Source organism: Rhizobium sp. R635 (assembly GCF_002211285.1).
GTDB lineage: Bacteria > Pseudomonadota > Alphaproteobacteria > Rhizobiales > Rhizobiaceae > Rhizobium.
Genome location: NZ_LOKX01000032.1, coordinates 92,890 through 113,740 on the forward strand (window position 1 = coordinate 92,890; position 20,851 = coordinate 113,740).

Consider the following 20,851-nt stretch of genomic DNA (forward strand, 5'->3'; position numbering starts at 1 on the left):
GCCGCAAAGTGAGCTGCGAGGCGCTCGAAAGTAGGGTTTTGTTAAGGCTGATCCGGCGTTTACTAGCAGACGAACAATACGCAACTCATTGAAATGAATGGCGAAGTGTTCCGGTTGACCGGCGATGAAGCACGCCGCAGCCCATGAGTGATCGGACCCGGAGACATGAACGTTTCCTGTCCTCCAGAATACGAAATATTGAAATGCGAATTGCTGAAATCATCCCCTTTCCAAATTCAGTTTCCGACACCGCAATTGGCGCTTCCGTGTCGCAGGCCGCAGGCGAGCCGTCCGGCGCTACAGAAATTGAGCAAATGCTTCAGGCGCGCGCCCGAATCCGTAAGGTGCTGGACGAGCTTGACCGGTTGAACGGCGAACTGAGCCAGTTGATCGTCGAAGGTTGATAGCAGCCGGCGGGATCGTCGCCGGTTCCGCCGCTTGCCTCATGCATGGAAGAACCTCTCCGTCGAGGCCGTCAGCGACGCCGTCTGGAATACGGCCGGCGGCATCATCGCGGCAAATCTGATGCTTGACGATCTCGAGAAGATATACGGCCTGCCTGCCTCGCGCTGAGATGTCCCGTATCGCGAGATATCACGGCGTCTGGCGAAGGGCTGCGATGACGCGGTCTCCCATGGAGGCGCAGCGGGCGCCGTCGAAGGGGAAGAGGGCCGAGAATGCGCCGGAGAGCTGTTTTTCGATCGACTGGCGCATCATCTTCCGCGCCCGGTGCAGCCGGGTCTTGGCGGTTTCGGGTTTGATGCCGAGATAGGATGCTGCCTCCTCCGTGCTCATGCCCTCGACCTCGCGCAGCACGAAGACGGCGCGAAATTCGTCCGGAAGGTCGTCGACGGCCTGTTCGAGGAGGTGGCGCGCCTGGCTCCGCGACAACTCTGTTTCCGGGTCGGTCGCGGAGAGCGAGGAGGGGAACTGGAGGACTTCGCCGCCCCGCGATGTCGTCTGCATGTCGATTTCCTCAAGCCCGGTGGTGTTCTTTCGTGCGCGCACGCGGCCCAGCGCCTCGTTGAGCGCAATCCGGGTCAGCCATGTCGAAAGCTCGGCCTCGCCGCGGAATGTTGCCAGATTGGTGAAGGCCTTGACATAGGCGGCCTGGACGACGTCTTCGGCTTCCCAATCGCTGCGGATGACGGCGCGCGCGGTGCGGAACAGGCGCTGATTGTGACGCTGGACGATGGCGCGGATGGCGGGCTCGTCACCCTGTCTTGCAAGGGGTACGAGCTCGGCATCTGATAACGTCGATACGTGCTGCCGGTGTGGCGCGACCGGAACCGCAATGGCTGTCATGCAAATCTCCGCATTGCTTTGCATCGGAGCCCGGCCTTACGGCCGGACGTCCAGTTTGCCGGTCATGGCGCGATGAAAACGGCAATAGAAATCGACCGTTCCCACCCTGCCGACCGTCATCCGCGCTTCCGATTTCGGCGGCAGGTCGACATCGAAGCTGTTGTCGCGCGCCGTCGCCGTGTGCCGGAATATATCATCGTTTCGCCAGACGATCACATCGCCGACATGCAGCTCGGCAGGCGCTGGGCCGAACGTCATGCCCGCGATGGTGAGCTGATAGTCCGCCGCTGAGGCAACTCCGCTGCTTGCCCAAAGCAGCGCAAACAGCAGCGTTTTCAGGAGCCGGCCCATCGCCGGCCTACTTGATCATCGAAGCGAGATGTTCGGCATGCGTCTGGTGTTGCTTGAACAGGGTCAGGCCTGTTTCCAGCAGCGATTTGAGCTCTTCGTTCTGCGCCGAAGGGATCAGCACCTTGGCGAGCGCCTCGTTGACCGACTTGTGATAGGCGACCTCGTTTTCGACGTAGGCCTTGTCGAAGGCGGCGCCGTCGAGGCCGTCAAGCGTCTTCAGTTCCTTGCTCGCCTGGGTCGAGAGCGACTGGCTGATCGCATTGTCCTCCGGCGTCACTTTCAGCTTCTTGACGAGGGCGAGCGCCTGATCGTTGACGGCCTTGTGGTCGCGCTCCATGGTCCTGGCGAATTCGACGACTTCAGGATTTTTGCTCTTCTTCAGCGCCTGTTCCGCGGCGGTGACATCGATCTGCCCCGCCGTATAGGCGATGTGGGCGATCTGAGGGTCGGTCGGCTTGGCATCGGCGGCGATCGAGGCGGTGCCGAGCGACGCTGCGATGAAGGTTGCGCCGAGAATTCGTTTCAACATGATCTGTCTCCTTATGTCGGATGGAAGCGAGCATTGGATGCAGATCGACCGAAAAGGTTCCCGGAAATTTTCGAAGCGCAAATGATTGCCGGGCCGCTTTAGTCCCTGGCGATGAAATGCTGAAGCACGATCGCATGATTGTGGGCCTGGTCTTTTGCCGCATAGAGAAGCGTGGCGTCCGATTGCCCGATCCGGCGTTTGAGTTCCTCGACGGCTGATGAATTCTCTTTGAGCTCGTCCCTGTAGCGGCGCTGAAATTCGCTCCATTTGGCGGGATCATGGCCGAACCATCGGCGCAGCGCCGGGCTCGGCGCGATGTCCTTCAGCCAGACGTCGACTGCCGCCTCCTGCTTTTTCAAGCCGCGCGGCCACAGCCTGTCGACCAGAATACGCGTGCCGTCCCTGTCTTCTTTCGGCTCGTAGATTCGTTTGATGTGCAAGGCCATTTGCTCATCCGCTGTGAAGGTGGTTCTGAACGAATACGCAGATGCGGGATTTGGTTCCACCCACGCCTGTGGTTGCTAAATAGTCACACTCGATTGCCTCTAAGCTGTCACATTTGATTTTTCGCGCACAACTGGTATTGCTCGGTCGTCTGTCGCTGATACTTTCCGATTCTCTCAACATTGCCAAAAGGATACCTGATGCGAAAGCTGGCGCCGTTGGTCCTTGTCGCAGTTCTTAGCGCATGCGCTCGGCCATCCGATGGCCCAACTGCCGGTAGTTTTTACAATGCCACCTCGCCGAATGGCAATGAACGAATCCCTGTCGTCAGGCTCTCGGAAGCGCCGATGGGTCCGGTTACGTCAGCCCCGCTTGCCTATGCCGCCACCGATACCGGCCTCAGCGCCATGCGCTCGAGCGGATTCGCCGATACGCGGCTGAGGCGCGGCGACGTCATCGAGGTGACGATTCTCGATCCCGGCGAGGATGGATTGTTCTCCTCGACCCAGAGCAAGACCCTCGATCTCGGCCGGTTCACGGTGGATTCGACGGGCAATGTGACGCTTCCCTTCATCGGCAAGCAGCGTGTGGTGGATTCCTCCACCGAGGCGCTGCAGACGCGCATCGTCACCGGCTTGAAGGGTTCGGCCGTCAATCCGCAGGCTGTCGTCACCGTGGTCGACCGGCCTTCCAGCGGCTTCACCGTCAATGGCGACGTGCGCGCCGCCGGGCGCTTCCCGCTGACCGCCCGCAAGGAGCGCGTGCTCGATGCGGTGGCGCTTGCCGGCGGCGCATCTTCCGATCCGGGCTCGGCGACCGTCACGCTGATGCGCGGCAAGCAGCGCGCCACCGTGCCGCTCCAGCGCGTCATCGACGACAGCAAGCAGAATGTCTACCTGCTGCCCGACGACCAGATCTATGTCGACAAGGACGCGCCGACCTTCACCGCTTTCGGCGCCTTCAAGAGCGTGGGCGAATTCGAATTCCAGCCGGGCAAGCTGACCCTCGCCCAGGCGCTCGGCCGCGCCGGCGGCCTGCTCGACGACCGAGCCGATGCGAGCAATTTCTATGTGATGCGCAACCAGCCGGTCTATACGCAGGTCGCGGCTGCGAATGCCAAGACTGCCGCGCCTGTCGTGGTGAGCAGCAAGCCGGCAATCTACCGCGTCAACATGAAGGACGTTTCCAATCTGGCGCTGATGCAGCGCTTCCAGATGATGGACGGCGATATCATCTACGCCAGCAATGCCGGCCTGGTGGACTTTGCGAAGTTCTTCAACGTCTACCAGAAGAGCGTGCCGACGGCCGCGGCGCCGATCCCCGGTTCGAGCGGCAACTAAGCATCGACCGTATGTTTTGCGAGGCCGCCGAGCAGATGCAAGGCGGCCTTCGCATTTTCGGGCCTGTCTTCGGGATTGCGCTGCGACAGACGGATCGCCAAAGCCTGAAGCTCTTCGCCTTCCCCGTCGCAATGACGCAGGAGCAGGGACAGTAGAAGCCCGGCGGCATAGAGATCTGACCGCCCATTGAGCGGTCTGCCCGCCATCTGTTCCGGAGAGGCGAAATCCGGCTGGCCGGCGAAGGCGAGATCGAGCTGGCCATGCCGGGAGCCTGTCTCGATCGCGATGCCGAAATCGGCGATCTTCAAGCCGCAGAGATCGCCGTCGGCAAAGAGAAGATTGAGCGGCGACAGGTCGCAATGCACGAAGCCGGCGGCGTGGATGGCCTCCAGGCTGGACAGCACCGAAATCATGATCGAGATGACTTCATCGGGAGATAAGGGTTTTTCCCGCAAGCGGTCCGCAAGCCGGCTCCCGAGCCATTCCATGATCAGGGCCGGGCGTCCGTCGGCGAGGCGCAGAACTGCTTGTGTTCCCGATATATGCGGGTGGCGGAGCGCCATGCCGATCTCCGCCTCGCGCAGCATGAGTTTGCGCAGAACGGGGTCGTCGGCGTGGTCCGGCCGCGGCATCTTGATCGCGTGGAGGGTGCCGAGATCGCGATGGCGGGCGCGATAGATTTGGGTGGCCGCGCCATCATGAACCAGCGCTTCGAGCACGAAACTATTGGCGATAATCCCGGGGGCGGCACCGCTCAGGCGGGCCTCGCCGCGATCGAGCGCGTCCCTGACCCGGTCTATCAGGATCTGCCGGGTCTCGTCCGAACCGCAATTTAACGCTTGCCAGAGATGCGAAAAGCGGTGCGTGATTTCCTCGAAATCGACGGATTGATCAGGCGTCATCGGTGGTCACATCGATCACGATGGCGCTGAGGTTTTCACGGCAATTGGCGATCAGCCCCTCCTGCACGAGAATGTCGGCAGCCGTTTCGATTTTTGCCGAAAGGAGAATTTCGGCGATGCCGCGCTCGGGAACGGCGTTCGGAAGGGCCGCACTGCAGAGCAGGAGCCGGTCGCCGGCCTGTAATCCGCCGGAGCGGACTTCGGGAATGAGATGTCCGCGCATGCCGATGGCGCGCGAGAGCGTGCGCCGCAGGCCGACTTCCACATGGTCGCGGGTCAGGCAGCGCATCATGCCGTCGCGCAGGAGGTAGCAGCGGGCATCGCCGACCCAGAGCAGCGCGCAACTTTCCTGAAGGGCTGCGAATACGACGATGCTGGCGGCCGATGGTTCGCGCCCCTCGGAAAGATGGGCCGACTGAAGCAGGCCGTGGGCGCGGCCGAGCTTGCCTTTGATTTCCTGCGTCAGAGCTTCGATCGTCTGCTGCGGGGCCGTTTCAGCCAGCACATGAACGGCGATCTTGCCGGTTTCGGCAGCGGCATTGCCGTCTCCGACGCCATCGGCGACGGCAAAGAGCGAGGGCGTCTGGGAAATGAGCAGCGCATCGGCGTTGACGCTGAGCCGCGTGCCGGGATGCGTGGCGTGGCTGTGCCGGAGAACCGGGGAATGATGATGTGGTTCGACGATGACAGGGCGCGGTGTCGCGACTGTCTCAGGCTGCGGCGGTGCTGAGACCGCGCCGGAACTCTCGCGAAGCAGCTTCGCGAAATGCGCAGGTTCCGGCGCGCCGCCAACGCCGAAACCCTTGGCCCGCCGTTCCTCCGGGTCGATGTGCCACCAGATCGTGCCTCGGCTGGAGGCTCTGTCCTGCAACGTCTCGTTTTCCGCGAGATCGGCCGGCCGCAGGGTCCGCAGCCGCTTCAGGCTTGCGGTGAACTGGTTGATGTCGAAATCGCGCCTGGCCGAGCTTTCGGCGATCGCCTCCACTGCCGTGAACCATGCGTCGTCGAGATAGAGCTGGCGCGGATGCTCGGAAAAGCCGTGAAGCTGGGCGGCGATGACGAGGGGAAAGCTGCGGCCGACGCGGTCGAGGCTGGGCAGCAGGACGCCGGCAACGGTCGCCGATCCCCAGAGACCGCGTTCGATGATGAAACGCCATGCCGGCATCGTGCGGAAACGGCGTTCCCAATCCTCGCCGAGTTCCTGTTGAGCCGCCTGCATCCCGGCCTGCAGCCAGGCGTCGAGCGCGGATTGCAGGCCGCGGCCGAGCCCCATCGAAACGAAATCGCCATGGCTCGGCAGCTTGCCGTAGAAGCCGATCCGGTCAGCTTCGGTCGGGTTTCGCTCGAGGGTGGCGCGCTCGTTCATGATCTGCCGATCAGAATTGCGCCGGGCACGAGAAGGCGCCGAGCGCCTCCAGCCGGAAGGGATTGAGCACCGAGCCGAATTGCACGTCGAACTCCGCCGCCTGGTTGTCCTGCTGGAATTTCGCCCGGAAAAGGTCGTCGCCCTGCATGGTGACGTTGGCATCGTCGAACAGGCGGAAGGGCGACCAGTCGCCGTTCTCCGTCAGGGCCTGCTGCCAGCCGCCCGGCTGGAAAGCGAGGCGCGAGGCGTTGCTCGCTTCCGTCGACGGCCAGGTGATCGATTTCGATTGGATCGGGCCATGGAAATAGACGACGCGTTCGCCCTCGATCTCCAGCATCACGGCGCTCGCCGCATCGCTCAGCGACACCGGCTTGACGTTGATCGTGATCGACGGGTTCTCGCTGCCGGCCGGGAAGAAGGCGCGGTTGATCTTGTCGGCATTCTCGAATTGGGCGATTGCCGCGCTCGGAATGCTCGCCGCGCCGAAGGTGCCCTTCCAGCCCCAGGGCGAAGCGCTGGTATCGACGAAGGCTTCGAGCTTCTCCTTGAAAAAGGTCTTGAACAGGCCTTCCGGCCCGAACAGCCTGACGAAGTCGCTCATCGCGACGTCGCGGGAGGATTTCCGGTCGAAGGGATAACGGCCGGTCACGACGTTCGAGCAGAAGCCGGAGCCTTCGGCGGCCCAGGCGTCGCTGATACGGGAACGGGCGGATTTGACCGCCAGCGAACCGACATCCGCGGCAAGCCCCGCCATCCAGCTGTCGACAGGGGCGGGCAGTTTGCGCGCCTGCTGCAACAGATCCTGATTGGCGTCGGTGAGCTGGCTGTCGACGTCGAAGACCTTGGCGACTTCGGCGGTCGAGGTCGTGGCGCGCGAAAGCTGTTCCTGCACTCTTTGCAGGATCGGCTCCAACTGTCCGATCTCCGATCGCGGCGCATCCTTGGACTGATCGGTTGACGAAGACTGGCTGGAGGGCGGCGCCTTCAGTGCGTCGCGCAGACGGCCGAACGGATCGGGCGCATTCGCGGCACTGGCGAGCGCCGTGGTCGAGGCGGCCAAGCTGTCGCCGGCGGCCGAGGCGATCTCGGCGCCGGGCGCGCGCAGGTCGGTTGCGGCGGCGATCGACTTCGCGATCGTCTCCACCGGACCGGGCTTGCCGGCCAGGATGCGGGTGGTTTCTGCCGCATCGCTGATCGTCTGCGAGGGCTTGACCCTGAGATCGGCGAGAAGTGTGGCCCAGCGCTGATCGAAATTGTCGAAATAGAGCTGAAGCGTGGCCTGGGCGACGGTGTCGACCGTGACGCCGGCGGGATTGGGATCGCCGCGGACCCATTGCTCGTCGAGCGCTTCACGCGCGGCGTCGGTGATTTCAGGCAGAACGACGGTGCGATAGCCGGTCGTGGAGAAGAGGCCGGGTATGGCTTCGTTGAGCGGCGCTTTGGAGGTGCGCTCGAAAGCCTGTTCGCCGAGCGGCCCGAGTGCGCCGGCCGGACTCCAGCCGGGGAGGGCGCGGGATGCGCGGTATTCCGCCAGGATATCATAGGCGCGGCTGGCGATATTCTGCGAGCGGATGATCTCACGCGCCTTGGCGATCAGCGTCTTGTCGAGCTCGATCGGCGGCAGCGCGCCGCGCGCCATGGCTTCGGCATGGGCGATCAGCGCCTGCCGGGCTGCGGCCCGGCCTTCGTCGGGATAGAGCCTGGTGAACATGTCTTCCGCCTCGAGCGAGGCGAAGTCCGCATTCACAGGGCCGAGCCCGCCGAGCATGCCGTAGAGCTTCAGCGCGTCGAAGGTTCGGGTGACGTCGGTGGTTTCGGTCATGTCCTTCTGAAGCTGCACCAGCATGCGCGGCAGAAGCAGCGTGTTCAGCGCCCGCTGATAGGCCTCGCGCTGGCGGCTCGCGACCTTGCTCTCCTGGTCGAGGCCGAGGCTCACCGGCCAGACGCGGGTCTTGGAGAAATCGGTGGTGACGGCCGCAAGATTGTCGAGCGCCGGCAGGATGCGCAGGAAATCCGCATCCGAGACGTCTCGAACAGGCACGCCGCGCACCAGCTGTTCATAGGCGTCGATGCGCCTTTCCGCGCCGGCGAGCGCTGACGTATTCTGGAAATAGGTGGCCGTCCAGCTCGTCAGCACCACGGCAAGCAAGAGCACCGCGCTCGCATAGGCGGCTCGGCGGAAGAGAAGCTGCCGGCTCGAAAGCCGTTTGTCGCGGGCCACCAGCGATGCTTCGCCGAAGATCACCTCCTTGAAGAGGCGCGAAAGGAAATAGCTGCGCCGCAGGCGGGGAACGGCGACCGTTTCCTCCCGCTGGGTGCCGGAGGCGAAATAGATGCCGCGCAGGAGCGGCGCCTCCACCAGTTTCGAACCTGAGCACAGCTCCGTCATGACGTCATGCAGGCGATCCTTCAGGGAGGCGAGCTCGGCCGGGAAGCGGAAGATGCGGCCGCGCAGTTCCGGATTGGTCTCCTGCTGCAGGCGCTCGATCAGCATGGCGTCGACGCGCTGCTGCAGCAGGGTGAATTCTTCGACGAAACCCTCCGGCAGGTTTGCCGCCTTGTAGCTCTCGTCGAGCCCGAAGGTCGTGCCCCACACCTGTTCGCGGTCGCTCTTGTTGAAGCCGTCGAAGAATTCGACGAAGCCGGTCAAAAGATCGGCCTTGGTCAGCAGCAGATAGACCGGCACGCGCGCATGCAGGAGTTCGTCGAGTTCGGAAAGCCGCTGGCGGATCGCCCGGATCTCCTCGCGCTGTGCTTCGGGATCGCGCGTCAGGAGATCGCCGATCGACAAGGTCACCAGCGCGCCGTTGATCGGCTGCGAGCGGCGGTATTTGCGCAACAGGCCGAGAAAGCCTTCCCAGCCGGCCTTGGCGGTGCCGTTCAGATCGTCCTGTGTGGTGTAGCGGCCGGCGGTATCGATGAGGATGGCCTCGTCGGTGAACCACCAATTGCAGTTACGCGTGCCGCCAATGCCCTGCACCGAATTGCTGCCGAGCGCATCGCCGAGCGGGAATTTGAGGCCGGAATTGCTGAGCGCCGTCGTCTTGCCGGAACCCGGCGCGCCGAAGATCACGTACCAGGGCAGCTCGTAGATATAGCCGAAACGCCTTTTGGTGATGCGGCGCAGCAGCTGCAACGCTTCCTTCAACCGGCTGTGGATCTCGCCGACCTCGGCCTGCTGGCTGGCGGCAGCCTCGGCTTCGGCGTCCCGCTCGATCCCTTCGACGAGCTGCTTGTCGCGTCGCCTGTCGCGGATCGCTGTGAAGACGAGGTAGGCGAGCCAGGCGGCGATGACGATGCCGATCAGCGTCAGCCGTGCCGAGGCGCTCGCCAGCGGCTTGAACTCGCCATAGGCGGCGAGATAGCCGTAGAACCAGATGACGACGCAGATTGCCGCCACCCAGATGATCGAGATGAAGCGGCGGCCGAGGAGGCCGGCATAGGCCTCCACATAGGAACGCAGCGTATAGAAATAGCTTAAGGGGTTCATCGCGAAGCGCCTCCTGCTGCGGGCGCCGTTTCATTGGGATTTTCGGCTTGCAGGGGCGGCGCCTTGAAGCCGACGTCGCTCAGCCGTTCGCTCGGATCGGTCAGCACCAGGATCTCGGTGCGGCGGTTCATCTCCCGGCCTTCCTGCGTGTCGTTGGCGGCGATCGGATCGCTTTCGGCGCGTCCCTCGGTCAGGATCGCGCCCGGCCCGGTGAATGCGCTCAATATGTCCCCGACCGCCTTGGCGCGGGCCTCGGAAAGGTGCCAGTTGGAGGGGAACTGGATGGTGCGGATCGGCACATTGTCGGTATAGCCCACCACGACGGCACGGAATTTCTCGGCGGCGAGCGCGCCGCCGATCCGCTGCAGGAGATCGTGGAATTTCTCGCTGACTTCGGCGCTGCCGGTGGCGAACAGGCCGGAATTGCTGATGCGCACCAAGAGTCGGCCGTTCGAATCCGAGAGCGTGACCAGCTTCTTCTCGACCTCCGGCTGGAGGAAGGCGAGCAGGTTGTCGAGCCGGCTCGGCGGCTTCACCTGCGGCGGTGGAGGCTGCGGCGGGGTTTCGGCGACGACGACGGGCGGCGGTGCGCGCGGAGGTTCGGGAATCTTGACCAGCACGCTCGGCGTGTCACGCGGCGGCAGCTTGGCCAGGCGCTCGAAGGTGCCGTCGGAGGCGCGGTTGAGCGAAAGCGTGAAGAAGAGATAGCCGAGCGCCAGGATCAGCGTCAGGACGGAAAGAAGCGTCCAGAGCGCGGCGGCTGTGCGCAGCGGCTGGTGCCGGGCGGAAACGCCCTTCCAATGCGGGGAAAGCTCCCGTTCGAAGACGCCGTATTGGCCGAGCAGCGTCTTGTAGAGGCTGTCGCGGATACGGCCGAGTTCCAGCCCGCCGCGCGCAGAAACGCGGGTGCGGCCCTCGAAGGCAAGTGACAGGCAGAGATAGATGAGGAGAAGCAGATCCTTGTTGGCGCCGGGGCTTTGATGGAAATGGTCGAGCAGGTCGAACACCCGCTCGCCGCCGGTCACGTCCATATGGAAGGTGGAGACGAGGCCGGAGCGGGCCCAGCCGGCGCGCACACCCCAGGCCTTGCTGAGCACGACATCGTCGACCGTGGCGCAGACGACATAATGGGCGGCGCGGGCGCGCTCGGGACTGATGCGGGCGCTCGCCAGATCCCGCTCGTAGCGGCCGACGGCTGCGATCGCCACTGCGCGCAGCTCTTCGATGTCAGGCTGCTCTTCGGTGTAGCGCAGGCCATGGGCAAGGTTGAGGAGCGGTGCTGCCGAGCGCACCAGGGTCGGCACGTCCTCGGCCCCGAAGCGGAAATCCTTGACGAGTGTTTCGACGGAGGCTCCGCCCTTCGCAAGCGCTGCCGCCGATGCCTTTCCTCCCTCGCTTTCGGGAAAATCGAGAACGTCGTCCAGCATCTCCGCCATCTTGCGGGCGGATTGCTTTTTCTTCACGCCATCCTCGGTGAGTTCGACGATGGTCGGGAGATTCTGCCAGGTGGAAGCGGATTCGTTCTTCATTCTCTAAGGGCCCACAGTTCTATTTCTAGCCCGGGGAAATCGCCGGCGAGATGCACGGCGATGGCGCCCGAAGTGTCGAGTTGTTTCCAGAGCGGATTCTTGGTGTCGAGTTCGAAATAGATGGTGCCGGAGCGATAGGGGAGCTGGCGCGGCAGCACCGGCAGCGGCCGCACGGGAATGCCCGGCAGCGCCACGTTGACGAGGTCGGCGATGCGCTCGACCGGGCCGACCTTGATCTGCGCCGGCAGCTTGCGGCGCACGTCCTCGGCCGGCATTTCGGCCCGGACCGCCAGCACGAAGCCGGCATCGCGAAGCAGCGTGCGGTCGTTGATCGTGCCGATCCTGACGCCATGCCGGCGTTCGGCAAGCTCGATCGCCACGGCCGCCTGTTCCAGCACGGAGGAAAGCGAGGCGCGGAGATCGTCGAAGACGGCGGCGAAGGTCCCCTTGAGGTCATCATGCCGGTAGGGCGGAAAGTCGCTGGCGCGCTTGCGGTCGGTGGTGAAGGTGGCGAGTTCGCCGGCAAGCTGGATGCAGTGCTCGTAAAAGACGATCGGGTGGATGCGTGTCGCGTTGGCCGAAATATGCTTCAGCATCGGATCTGCGCGGTTGAGGATCTGCAGGAGCAGGTAGTCGCCGACCTCGGCCGTCCCGCGGATGGTGGGATCGCCGATCCGTTCGGCAATCGCCTCGGCGCGATGGCGCACGATGCCGAGAAGCTCGGTGATCAATTCGTTCAGCCGGCCCGCGGCCGTGCAGTTGAGGCTCGGCAGGATATAATCGGGATCGAGGATCACGGCTCTGTCGGAACGCACTTCGATGATGCGCGCGAGCCCGATCAGTTCGTAGCCGGCAAGCTCGTCGCCGGTCCTGAGATAACGCAGGCTGAGGCGGCCGACATCGATCGGCGCCATGAAGTCGGTTTCGACATTGGCGTCAGGCGCCTCATAGGGCGAAGCGACGAGCCGGACGCTGCTGCGCTGAGCGCCGCCGTTCAGAGCAACATCCGCCTTGCCGGGCTGGCGGGCGGGCAGCGCGAGATAGATGATCGCATTCTTGGTGTTTTCGTCGAGATCGAGCGGCGGCGGCAAGTCCGCATCGACCGGTGCTTCGAACGGCGTGCCGTCGGGCAATACGCCGCGCAGGTTCGACAGCGCGAACTGGCCGATCGCCAGCGCGCCGCGGTCGATGCCGATTTCGGTTATGCCCCAGGGATAGGGCGACAGGCCGTGCGTGGCGGTGCGCACGAGCCGTTCGGTCCAGCGGTCCGCCTGCTGGAAATGCTGCACGCGAAGGAACATGCCTTCGCTCCAAGCTACCCGGTTCTCATTCCTCATGATGCGCGTCTTTTCCTTCCTGCCTGTCTTGCGGATGAGGCCCTGCCTCTCCGCCGTTCACCGCGCCTGATATCGCGTCGCGGAAGACATCCTGGATCGACCGGCTCTCGCCGTCCTTCTCGAATTCCGCCCGATAGGCCTGCCAATAGTTTCGGTCCCGCCGCCAGGGCAGGCCCCAGGCAACGGCCTCGACCTGCGCTTCGACGATGCGCGGTTCCAGCCGGCCCGCCGCCTGGACAAGGGCCTCGAGCCCGGAATTGAGCTTGAGCTGCTGCCCGAGCAGCGTCTCGATGCGGGCCAGGAGCGCTTCCTCCGTGCCGGCAAACAGATCCTGCTCCCGGCCGGAGGACGGCGCATTCATCTCGAAGACGCCGTAGGCACCCTCGACGGCCTCTTCGAGCCGGGCGAGCAGCGGCTCCAGGCGCTCCGCAAAGGCTTCGGGCCGGCCGATCGACAGCGTTGGAAACGTCTCGGCTTCGGGCTGCGGCTCGTTGTCGTTGACGATCTCGATCACCTCAGGCCGGCGCTGCCCGATCGGCACGGAGACGTGAGTAGCCGAGCCATGTTCGAGGTGGCTGCCGTAATCGGTCTCGTCGGAATTCCAGTCCTCCGGCAGAAGCTGGGTGAGCGAACGGGTCTCCGGCGGGCCGCTCCAGCCGATTTCGACATTGCGGGAGGAGGCAGCACCTTTCTTACCGCCCTGTTCGGGCAGGGCCCAATCATCGGCGGCGCGCTCGCCGAGAATGCCGCTGGCGGTACGCCCGCCCGGCGCGATGTCGGCAAGGATCGCGGAAATCGTCAGCGGTTCGTCGCTGAGCACCAGCCCGGCATCGGGATCTTCGATTTCCTGGTCCCTGCTGCCTGATATGTGGACGGAAAAGGTTAGTCCGCCCATTTCCAGCCGCGACCTGTCGGAAAGCCTGGCGATCTCGCCCTCATGCACGGCGACGCCATCGACGCGGGAGCCGTTTGCGCTCTGGTCGCGCAGCAGGAAGCCGTCGCGGTCGCGCTCGATGATGCAATGGAGTTTCGAAATCGAGCGCCGGTCCTCCGGCAGCCGCCAGTCGCAGTCTGGCGCACGGCCGAGCGTGCGCCGGCCGCGCTCGAAGAACCATTTCGGCCGGTTGGCCGTCGTATCGCTGGTGATCTCTCTCAGTTCGAGCCGCATTCTCGCCTCCTCACCGCATCTCGGCCGGCAGGCGCTCGACGATCACTGCGTCGCCGCTGTCCTTTGTCGCCGGCGCGACCCGCGCCCAGCTGTTCCAGCCCAGGCGCGGCGGATCGCCCGCCTGGCCGAGCCGGCAGAAGGGAACGTCCTCCTTCTTCAGGATGACCTGAATGTCGAAATCGAGTGCGGCGCCGACATAGAGCCGTGCCAGGGCGAAGAGCTCGGTAATGGCGCGCCCGCCGGGTGCCAGCTGGAGATAATCGGCATAGCCGAGCGGGCCGATGACGATACGAAAGCCGCCGCTGAAATCGTGGATCGCCGCACCCGCCGTCGCATTGACGCCGAGCTGCACACCCTGAGGCTGGCCCATGCGGCTGCGCTCCTCCAGCGGGATGGTCAGCCAGCGGCCGCGGAACAATTCGATCTCCACCGGCAGGCCGCTGAATTCGGTCAGCATGGCGCGCAGGTTGACGGCATTGCGGTTGCGCGCGGCAAAGAAGCCGGAGAAACGCAGGATCAGCTCCTCGTCGACGCCGCTCTTTTCGACGAGGCGCTTGGTGCCGAAGCCGGTGAGCGAGAGCAGCGTGGTGACGAAGGCATTGCTCGCCCATGTGCCGCCCCAGCGCAGCCGCCGGGCGATGCGGTATTTCTCGCAGGCATCGGCGAAGAGTTCTGCCATGCGCGCGCCGAAGAGATCGAAGAAGCCGGCGAGCGCCCGCGACCGGTTGCGCTCCTCGCGCATGATGAGTTCGTTATAGGCGGCAGGCATGGAACCGAGCGTGCCGACGAGACCTGCAAGGGCGCTGCGCACCGTCGCGCGGCCGGCCTTGCGCTTGTAGCCGCTGACCGCAAGCGGCGCCGGCGAGACGCCGACATGGGCGGCGACATCGAGCCGTCCTTCGCCGACCGACGCCTGCGCGACGCGGAAAGCCGTCACCGGCTCGAAGCGGCCGGGGTCGCGTTCGAGCAGGTCGGTCAGCGCATCTGGCTTGCTGGCGGCTTGCATGTCCATGGTTGGCTGGCGGTCCTTTCCTAGAGAAGCGGGCGTTCGGCGGCGCGCGCCGGCCACTGGGCGATCGGCCTCGACTGCCCCTTCATGCCGATGGTGAGCCGGGTGAAGCTGTTGACCGAGGTGTAAAGGCTGAAGAAGCGGTCGAGCAGGCTGCCGAACAGGAAGGCCGAGGGCCGGTCGATGGCGGCGGGATCGAATTCCAGCGCGATTTCGGTGCCCGGCACCATGCCGCCGCTGCCGAGACGGGCGGTCGAATTGGCGGCCTTGATCGCAACGAGCGCATCGGCGAACTGCTTGGTTTCCGGGCTGTCGCGGAAGGCATAGAGCGAGAGGATATCCTTCAGCGCCGCGCCGCCATTGTCGAAGAGCGAGAGGTGGTTGAGGACGAGATGCGAGATCAGCCGCCAGTTCCGGCCCTCCTGATCGCTCATCCGGACCGATGGCGTCGGCGGGATCAGGGCTTCGACACCCGCCACCGCCTCATGGCCGGAGGCGAGCTGCAGGAAGGGATGGCCACCGCCGAAGGGAAGCTGTTCCGGCAGGTCGCGGTTGAGGCAGAGCGTATCGACGCTTGCGACCGCATCGACGGGGCCGGGGGGGCGGCGCTGGCGGTCGACGAAGGCGATGTCCATGTCGCTCGTCCTGTCGTCCTCGTCGAAACGGCGATAGGCCTGCCAGTAGGTGGCGCTCGTGCCCGCCCGCTGCGACCGTCCGAAGAAAGGCTGGCAGAATTCCTCCTGGCCGCGCGAGCCGGTCAGCAGCACCCGGTCGATCGAATAGATCTCACGGGTCTTCTGGCGCCGTGCATCGGGCAGGAGCCGGTATTCCGTGCGGGTGCCGTCGATGGCGATCGGCTCGCAGACCTGGCGGAAGAGATTGATGACGGGCGTCGCATTGAGCGCGAAGTCGCGGACCGAAACCGCCCGCTCCAGCTTGGCGTCGCTCTCCTTGAGATAGATGAAGAGCTCCAGCGTTTCGCCCGACCAGGCATCGAGCCCGTCGATATCGAGGAAGAGAAATTTCCGCGGCAGGGCGAAGAACTCGGTCAGCAGCCGGTAGCCGGTAAAGCTCGGCGCCGGATAGGGCAGCATGGCCTCCTCGGGCTCGAAGCCGACAGGCTTTAGGTTTTTCGCCGGCAGGAAGACCGGCGAGCGATCATCCGCATGTTTGGCAAGCGCGATGCCGAGCGTGTGATTGGCAAGCAGCTCGTAGATCGCCACCGCCTGCTGCCAGGCGGACGGAATATGCAGGCGCAGCCGCCTCACGCCGAGGCTGGCCAGGGGTTTGCGGGCATCGAGCGGGCGGATGGAAAGCCTGAGGCAGCCGGCAATGCCGGCATAGGGCGAAAGCGGCGCATTGACCGGCTGGCCGGAAAGAGTGGCGCCTGTGATTTCGATCGGCGCGATCTCGACATCCTGCGTGGTGCGGAAGCGGCAGGCTTCGCCTCTGACCGGCTCAGCGAGGATCTCGGTATGGCGCGGCACGGTCTGCACCGAGGCAAGCGTATCGCTCGGGCGGAACTTGACGATGCTCATCGAGGGCAACGGCGCGAGATAATGCGGATAGAGCGTTTCGAGGAGACTATCGGTCAGTTCCGGAAATTCGTCGTCGAGCTTCTGGCGGACACGCGCGGCCGAATAGGCGAAGCTCTGTATCAGCCGCTCCACATGCGGATCGTCGGCGACGTCGCCGGTCATGCGCAGGCGGCCGGCGATCTTTGGAAAGGCATCGGCAAAGCGCGCGGCCCGGCGGCGCAGCGCGAGCAGTTCCTCGTTATAACGGTGGAGGAAGCCTTCAGCCATGCGCGGCCTCCACCAGGAAGCGCTGGGTGGAAGGGTCGATGGTCGATTCGAAGCTGATCGGCGGCATGCCTTCATGCAGGCGGAAGGACGCCTGGATGCGCATGCGCAGCGCCCGCTCGGTCATGGTCCGGCTTTTCAGGATCGTCACCCTGACATCGGAAAGCCGCGTTTCGAAAAGCGCGATGCGCCGCTCGATCGCGGCCGCCAGCTTCAGCTTCGCTTCGTCGGTCATCAGATTGGCCGAGACGACGCCGTCGACGCCGTAGCTCACCAGCGCATCCTTCAGTTCGGCAAGTGCTGCCGGCGGCGTGGCCGGGCAGCGCCGCGTGTTGAGCAGCGCTTCGAGATCGCGGCGGATCGCTTCCCTGACGTCGCGAACCTGGTCGACGAAGCTCATCGGCGGATCGGCGACGCGATCCGGAGCCTCGTCGATCAGCCTGTCGAGGATCGAGCGGGCAAGGACGCGGTCGCGTTGCCGGTAGCGTTCGAGCGGATCAACCATGCGCGGCCTGCCTGCCGGCGGAGCTTGCCTGCACGATCTCCAGCTCCTGGGTATCGTGGAAGGAGACGAGGTCGTCGCCGGCGAGGAAGCAGCGCTGGCCGCGGCCGGTGGTGATGCCGGTCGCTTCCTCGATCCACTCGGTTTCGCGGCCGAGCCTGAGCGTCGCATCCTTGCCGGTGCCGTGATAGACCGCCGGCAGAAGCACCGATGCGGCCGCACCGTCGATCAGCGACAGTTCGGCGCGGCGGAAGGCGAGATCGCGCGGCCGGGCGATCGGCTCGATCGAGACCGCGGCGATCTTGGCGAAATCGATCCAGAGATAGCCGCCGCCGGTCATGATGACCTCGAGGGCGTGCGGGATGCGGTCATCGAGATCGCGGAAATCCGAGATCGCCTTGCCGTTCCAGATCAGCGGGCGTTCGCCCCTCAGGGTTTCGAGTGCTTCGAGCGTTGTCCTCGCCTCACGCGCATTGCCTTCACGATGGGCGATGCCGAGGCGCAGCGCCAGCTTGTCGAGTTCGCTCGGTCCCTGCGGAAATTCCGGCACGGCGCCGCTTGCAAACCAGGCATCGCGTGCCGCCATCGCCCGAAGCTCGTTGCGCAGCAGGGCAAAGCCCATCGTCGCGTCGGGGGAGAGAGTGGCGGCGAGGCTGCACTGATTGTCGGCGCGCTCGTATTCGCCGGATAGGACGAGCAGATCGATATAGAGGTGCCGCGCCTCCTGATCCGAAGGGCTGATCTTCAGATGCGCCTTGACCTCTTCGAGCGCCTCGTCGAGGGCGTTGTCGCTGAGCGATTGGGCGATGTTGGCGGAAAGCGTCATGCGGACATCCTCTCGGGCATGGCAACGGGGCGGCTCAGGATCTGGCCGGTGGTCGCGGTCTCGGCGATCAGGTGGAAGCTCGTGGCGACGTCATCGAGCTGGAAATGCGGCTGCAGGCGGACCGTGCAGGAGAAGCTGCCGGGCTTGCCGGGGATTTCGGCGACGCTGATGCCGGCCGAGCGCAGCGGGAAGCGGGTGCGGAGCGCGATATCGGCATCGTCGTTGCCGAGCGTATAGGCGGTCAGCCAGTCCGCGAGTTTCCGTTCGATCGAGATCGCATCGGAAAGCTGGCCGATCTCGTCGCGCATGATGACCTTGAGATAATGCGAGAAACGCGAGGCGCAGAGCACATATTGCAGCATGGCGGCGAGCCGCGCGTTCTGGCGCGCATGCTCGTTGGAATAATGCGGCGGCGCATGCAGCGACTGGTTGGAATTGAAAATCGCCGAAGAGGAGAGGTAGGTGGTCGCGGCCGGGATGATGCCGAGCTCGCAGAGCTGCTGCTCCTGGCTGCTGGTCAGGTGGATTTCCACCGGCGCCTGGGCTGACAGGCCGTTGCTTTCGGTACCGAAGTCATAGGGCGGCAATTCGGCTGAACTCAGTAGGCCGCCGTCGATCGCATCCTGCGTGACGCCGCGGATATCGGCAAACCAGCCGGAATTGATGAAATTGCGGATGACGACCGTCGCGAAGGCGAAAGCGGCATTGCCCCAGAGCAGCGAACTGCCGTCGCTCGCAATGCTTTCGCGGAAGGGAAAGCCGTCGTTGCGGTGGCGTGAGTGAGGTGTCAACGGCGAGCGCATCAGGACGCGCGGCGCGGCGAGCCCGAGGAAGCGCGAATCCTCGCGGGCGCGAAGGCCGTTCCAGCGGATGCGGTCCGCTTCGTTTGCCAGCCAGGAGAAGTCGCTGACCCGGTTCAGCTCGTGAAAATCCTCAAGCCCGATCGCAGCCGGCGCGGCACCCGCGACGAAGGGGCAGAAGGCGGCCGCCGCCACCATGCCGATCTGCGACAGCGTGCCGACCGGATCGCCGTCGGCGGGATCGGTTGGCGAAAGATGATAGTCGCCGACCAGCAGGCCGAAAGGCTCACCGCCCGGCATGCCGAACTCGCGGCTGTAGATCAGTTCGAAGAGATGGCTCTGGTCGAAATCGCTGGCGCGCTCCATGCTGCGCGCGAGTTCGCGCCAGCCGACGCCGAGCAGCTTGACCTTCACTTCGCCGCTGCGGCTCGCCTCGCGCACGAGCATGGCAAGGCCACGCCATCTCGCCTCCATCGCCTGAAAATCGGGATGGTGGAGAATGGCATTGACTTGCCTGTTCAGCGCCTCGTCGATCAGCGAAATCAGCTGATCCGCCCGGCGCCGCCATTCAGTGCTGGAACCCATCGTCAACCTGACACAGATGTTTCGAAAAGGTCCGGCGCGGCGGCAAACCCGCCGCGCCGGCCCCTGATTTCATCAGTTCTTCGAGGGAATCCGGGCGACCATGCGCAGCGAGGTGGTCAATTCCTCCATCTGCAGCCAGGGACGCATCCAGGCGACGGCGTTGTAGGCGCCCGGCCTGCCGGGAATTTCCTGCACGGTGACCTTCGCCTCGCGCAGCGGATATTTGGCGCGCGACTCCTCGCCAGCCTCGTCATTGGCGTTGACGTAGTTGGAGATCCAGCGGTTGAGCCAGGCCTCGCAATCCTCCGCTTCCATGAAGGAGCCGATCTTGTCGCGGCCCATGACCTTGAGATAGTGGGCAAAACGCGAGGTCGCCATCATGTAAGGCAGGCGGGCCGAAACGGCGGCGTTGGCCGTCGCCTCGGGGCGGTCATAGAGCTTCGGCTTGTGCGCCGTCTGTGCGCCGAAGAATACGGCATAATCCGTATTCTTGTAGTGGCAGAGCGGCAGGAAGCCGAGCTTGCCGAGTTCGGCGTCGCGACGGTCGGTGATGCCGACTTCCGTCGGGCATTTGAGATCGAGATCGCCGTCGTCGCTCGAGAAGATGTGCATCGGCAGGCCTTCGACCTTGCCGCCGTTTTCGGCGCCGCGAATGGCGGTGCACCAGCCGTTCTTGGCGAAGGCTTCGGTCAGGCGCGTGCCCATCACATAGGCCGCGTTCATCCAGCAGTAGGAGCCGTGCGGCAGTTCGCCGGTCTTGGAACCGCCGGTTTCGTCGAAGTTGAATTCCTCGACCGGGCTGGTCTTCGGGCCATAGGGCATGCGGGCCAGCACGCGCGGCATGGCGAGAGTGACGAAGCGGGAATCGTCGCTTTCGCGCAGGCTGCGCCACTTGGCATATTCCACCGTCTCGAAGATCTTTTCGAGATCGCGGGGTTTTGCCAATTCCCGGAAATCCTCGAAGCCGAACATGCGGGGGCTGGCGGCCGAGATGAACGGGGCGAAGGCGGCCGCCGCGATCATCGAGACGCCCTGGAGAAGCTGGACGTCGTCGAAGGAATTGTCGAATTCGTAATCGCCGATCAGCGCACCCATCGGTTCGCCGCCCGGCGTGCCGAACTCGTCTTCATAGACCGACTTGAAAAGCCGGGACTGGTCGAACTCGACCGCCTTGGCAAGATCCTTGGCGACGTCGCGCTTGGAAGCGTTGAGCACGCGGATCTTCAGATTGGCGCTGGTCTCGCTGTTCTTGACGAGATAGTGCAGGCCGCGCCAGGCGCCTTCGAGCTTGGTGAACTCGGGCGACTGCATGATCGCCGAGAGCTGGCTCGAGATCGCCTTGTCGATCTCGGCAATGGCATTGTTCAGCGTGATCGTCAGGTTGCGATCATAGGTGACGGTGCCCTTCAGGGCCTGGTCGGTGAGGGTGCGCAGGAGGTCCTGGGTACGGTCGGGTTCGGTCTGGCGGGTGGCCGCAACGACCTTCGAAAGCAGGTCCTGATCAGGCGCGAACCCGGCTTCTTCCCTTGTCTGCAGTTGCGTTTCAGCGGTCATCTATCGATCCTT

General features: G+C 64.5%; 19 protein-coding genes. 3 read left to right on the plus strand and 16 right to left on the minus strand.

What is annotated here, in order from left to right; genetic code table 11:
* Positions 1-203 precede the first annotated feature (203 nt).
* Complete coding sequence (locus ATY78_RS20005; protein WP_088684046.1) at positions 204-404, plus strand: hypothetical protein; 201 nt, start codon at positions 204-206, stop codon at positions 402-404.
* A 34-nt stretch (positions 405-438) separates the two neighbouring features.
* A complete protein-coding gene (locus tag ATY78_RS29010) occupies positions 439-573 on the plus strand; it encodes a hypothetical protein (RefSeq protein ID WP_280950455.1) in 135 nt (44 codons plus the stop codon).
* A gap of 21 nt (positions 574-594) precedes the next feature.
* Here the strand turns inward: ATY78_RS29010 and ATY78_RS20010 are convergent, their stop codons facing one another.
* The 4 genes from ATY78_RS20010 to ATY78_RS20025 form a co-directional block, all read right to left on the minus strand.
* A complete protein-coding gene (locus ATY78_RS20010) occupies positions 595-1,305 on the minus strand; it encodes an RNA polymerase sigma factor (RefSeq protein ID WP_088684047.1) in 711 nt (236 codons plus the stop codon).
* A 36-nt stretch (positions 1,306-1,341) separates the two neighbouring features.
* The gene (locus ATY78_RS20015) at positions 1,342-1,656 is read right to left on the minus strand and encodes a cupredoxin domain-containing protein (RefSeq protein WP_088684048.1); all 315 of its coding nucleotides are present in this window, start codon (positions 1,654-1,656) and stop codon (positions 1,342-1,344) included.
* 7 nt (positions 1,657-1,663) lie between these two features.
* On the minus strand, positions 1,664-2,185 hold the full coding sequence (locus ATY78_RS20020; protein WP_088684049.1) for a DUF4142 domain-containing protein: 522 nt from the start codon (positions 2,183-2,185) through the stop codon (positions 1,664-1,666).
* A 98-nt stretch (positions 2,186-2,283) separates the two neighbouring features.
* A complete protein-coding gene (locus ATY78_RS20025) occupies positions 2,284-2,631 on the minus strand; it encodes a DUF488 domain-containing protein (protein WP_088684050.1) in 348 nt (115 codons plus the stop codon).
* A 198-nt stretch (positions 2,632-2,829) separates the two neighbouring features.
* Here ATY78_RS20025 and ATY78_RS20030 point away from each other — a divergent pair, with 198 nt between their 5' ends.
* Positions 2,830-3,969: a polysaccharide biosynthesis/export family protein gene (locus ATY78_RS20030; protein WP_088684051.1), complete on the plus strand. Its 1,140-nt coding sequence runs from the start codon at positions 2,830-2,832 to the stop codon at positions 3,967-3,969.
* Here the strand turns inward: ATY78_RS20030 and ATY78_RS20035 are convergent.
* From ATY78_RS20035 to tssC (ATY78_RS20090), 12 genes are all read right to left on the minus strand, one after another.
* Positions 3,966-4,871, minus strand: coding sequence for a serine/threonine-protein kinase (locus ATY78_RS20035; protein ID WP_088684052.1), 906 nt, complete (start codon positions 4,869-4,871; stop codon positions 3,966-3,968). The two genes, ATY78_RS20030 and ATY78_RS20035, sit on opposite strands and share 4 nt — an antisense overlap.
* Positions 4,861-6,237 (minus strand): type VI secretion system-associated protein TagF, encoded by a 1,377-nt coding sequence (gene tagF, locus ATY78_RS20040; RefSeq protein ID WP_088684053.1) that lies wholly within the window; start codon positions 6,235-6,237, stop codon positions 4,861-4,863. Before tagF ends, ATY78_RS20035 begins: the two co-directional genes overlap by 11 nt.
* Before the next feature lie 10 nt (positions 6,238-6,247).
* A complete protein-coding gene (gene tssM, locus ATY78_RS20045) occupies positions 6,248-9,727 on the minus strand; it encodes a type VI secretion system membrane subunit TssM (protein WP_088684054.1) in 3,480 nt (1,159 codons plus the stop codon).
* On the minus strand, positions 9,724-11,256 hold the full coding sequence (gene tssL / locus ATY78_RS20050) for a type VI secretion system protein TssL, long form (protein WP_088684055.1): 1,533 nt from the start codon (positions 11,254-11,256) through the stop codon (positions 9,724-9,726). Before tssL ends, tssM begins: the two co-directional genes overlap by 4 nt.
* Positions 11,253-12,593 (minus strand): type VI secretion system baseplate subunit TssK, encoded by a 1,341-nt coding sequence (gene tssK, locus ATY78_RS20055; protein ID WP_088684056.1) that lies wholly within the window; start codon positions 12,591-12,593, stop codon positions 11,253-11,255. The genes tssL and tssK overlap by 4 nt, the downstream gene beginning before the upstream one ends.
* Entirely contained in the window at positions 12,583-13,761 is a 1,179-nt protein-coding gene (locus tag ATY78_RS20060) for an FHA domain-containing protein (RefSeq protein WP_088684057.1), read from the minus strand. The genes tssK and ATY78_RS20060 overlap by 11 nt, the downstream gene beginning before the upstream one ends.
* A 10-nt stretch (positions 13,762-13,771) precedes the next feature.
* Complete coding sequence (gene tssG / locus ATY78_RS20065) at positions 13,772-14,773, minus strand: type VI secretion system baseplate subunit TssG (protein WP_088684058.1); 1,002 nt, start codon at positions 14,771-14,773, stop codon at positions 13,772-13,774.
* Between the two features lie 20 nt (positions 14,774-14,793).
* Positions 14,794-16,575, minus strand: a complete 1,782-nt coding sequence (gene tssF, locus ATY78_RS20070) for a type VI secretion system baseplate subunit TssF (protein WP_088684059.1) — start codon at positions 16,573-16,575, stop codon at positions 14,794-14,796.
* Positions 16,568-17,077: a type VI secretion system baseplate subunit TssE gene (gene tssE, locus ATY78_RS20075; RefSeq protein ID WP_088684060.1), complete on the minus strand. Its 510-nt coding sequence runs from the start codon at positions 17,075-17,077 to the stop codon at positions 16,568-16,570. The genes tssF and tssE overlap by 8 nt, the downstream gene beginning before the upstream one ends.
* Positions 17,070-17,900 (minus strand): type VI secretion system accessory protein TagJ, encoded by an 831-nt coding sequence (locus tag ATY78_RS20080; protein WP_088684061.1) that lies wholly within the window; start codon positions 17,898-17,900, stop codon positions 17,070-17,072. The genes tssE and ATY78_RS20080 overlap by 8 nt, the downstream gene beginning before the upstream one ends.
* Entirely contained in the window at positions 17,897-19,285 is a 1,389-nt protein-coding gene (tssC, locus tag ATY78_RS20085) for a type VI secretion system contractile sheath large subunit (protein ID WP_088684062.1), read from the minus strand. Before tssC (ATY78_RS20085) ends, ATY78_RS20080 begins: the two co-directional genes overlap by 4 nt.
* A gap of 72 nt (positions 19,286-19,357) precedes the next feature.
* Positions 19,358-20,839, minus strand: coding sequence for a type VI secretion system contractile sheath large subunit (gene tssC, locus ATY78_RS20090; protein WP_088684063.1), 1,482 nt, complete (start codon positions 20,837-20,839; stop codon positions 19,358-19,360).
* Positions 20,840-20,851: the final 12 nt, after the last annotated feature.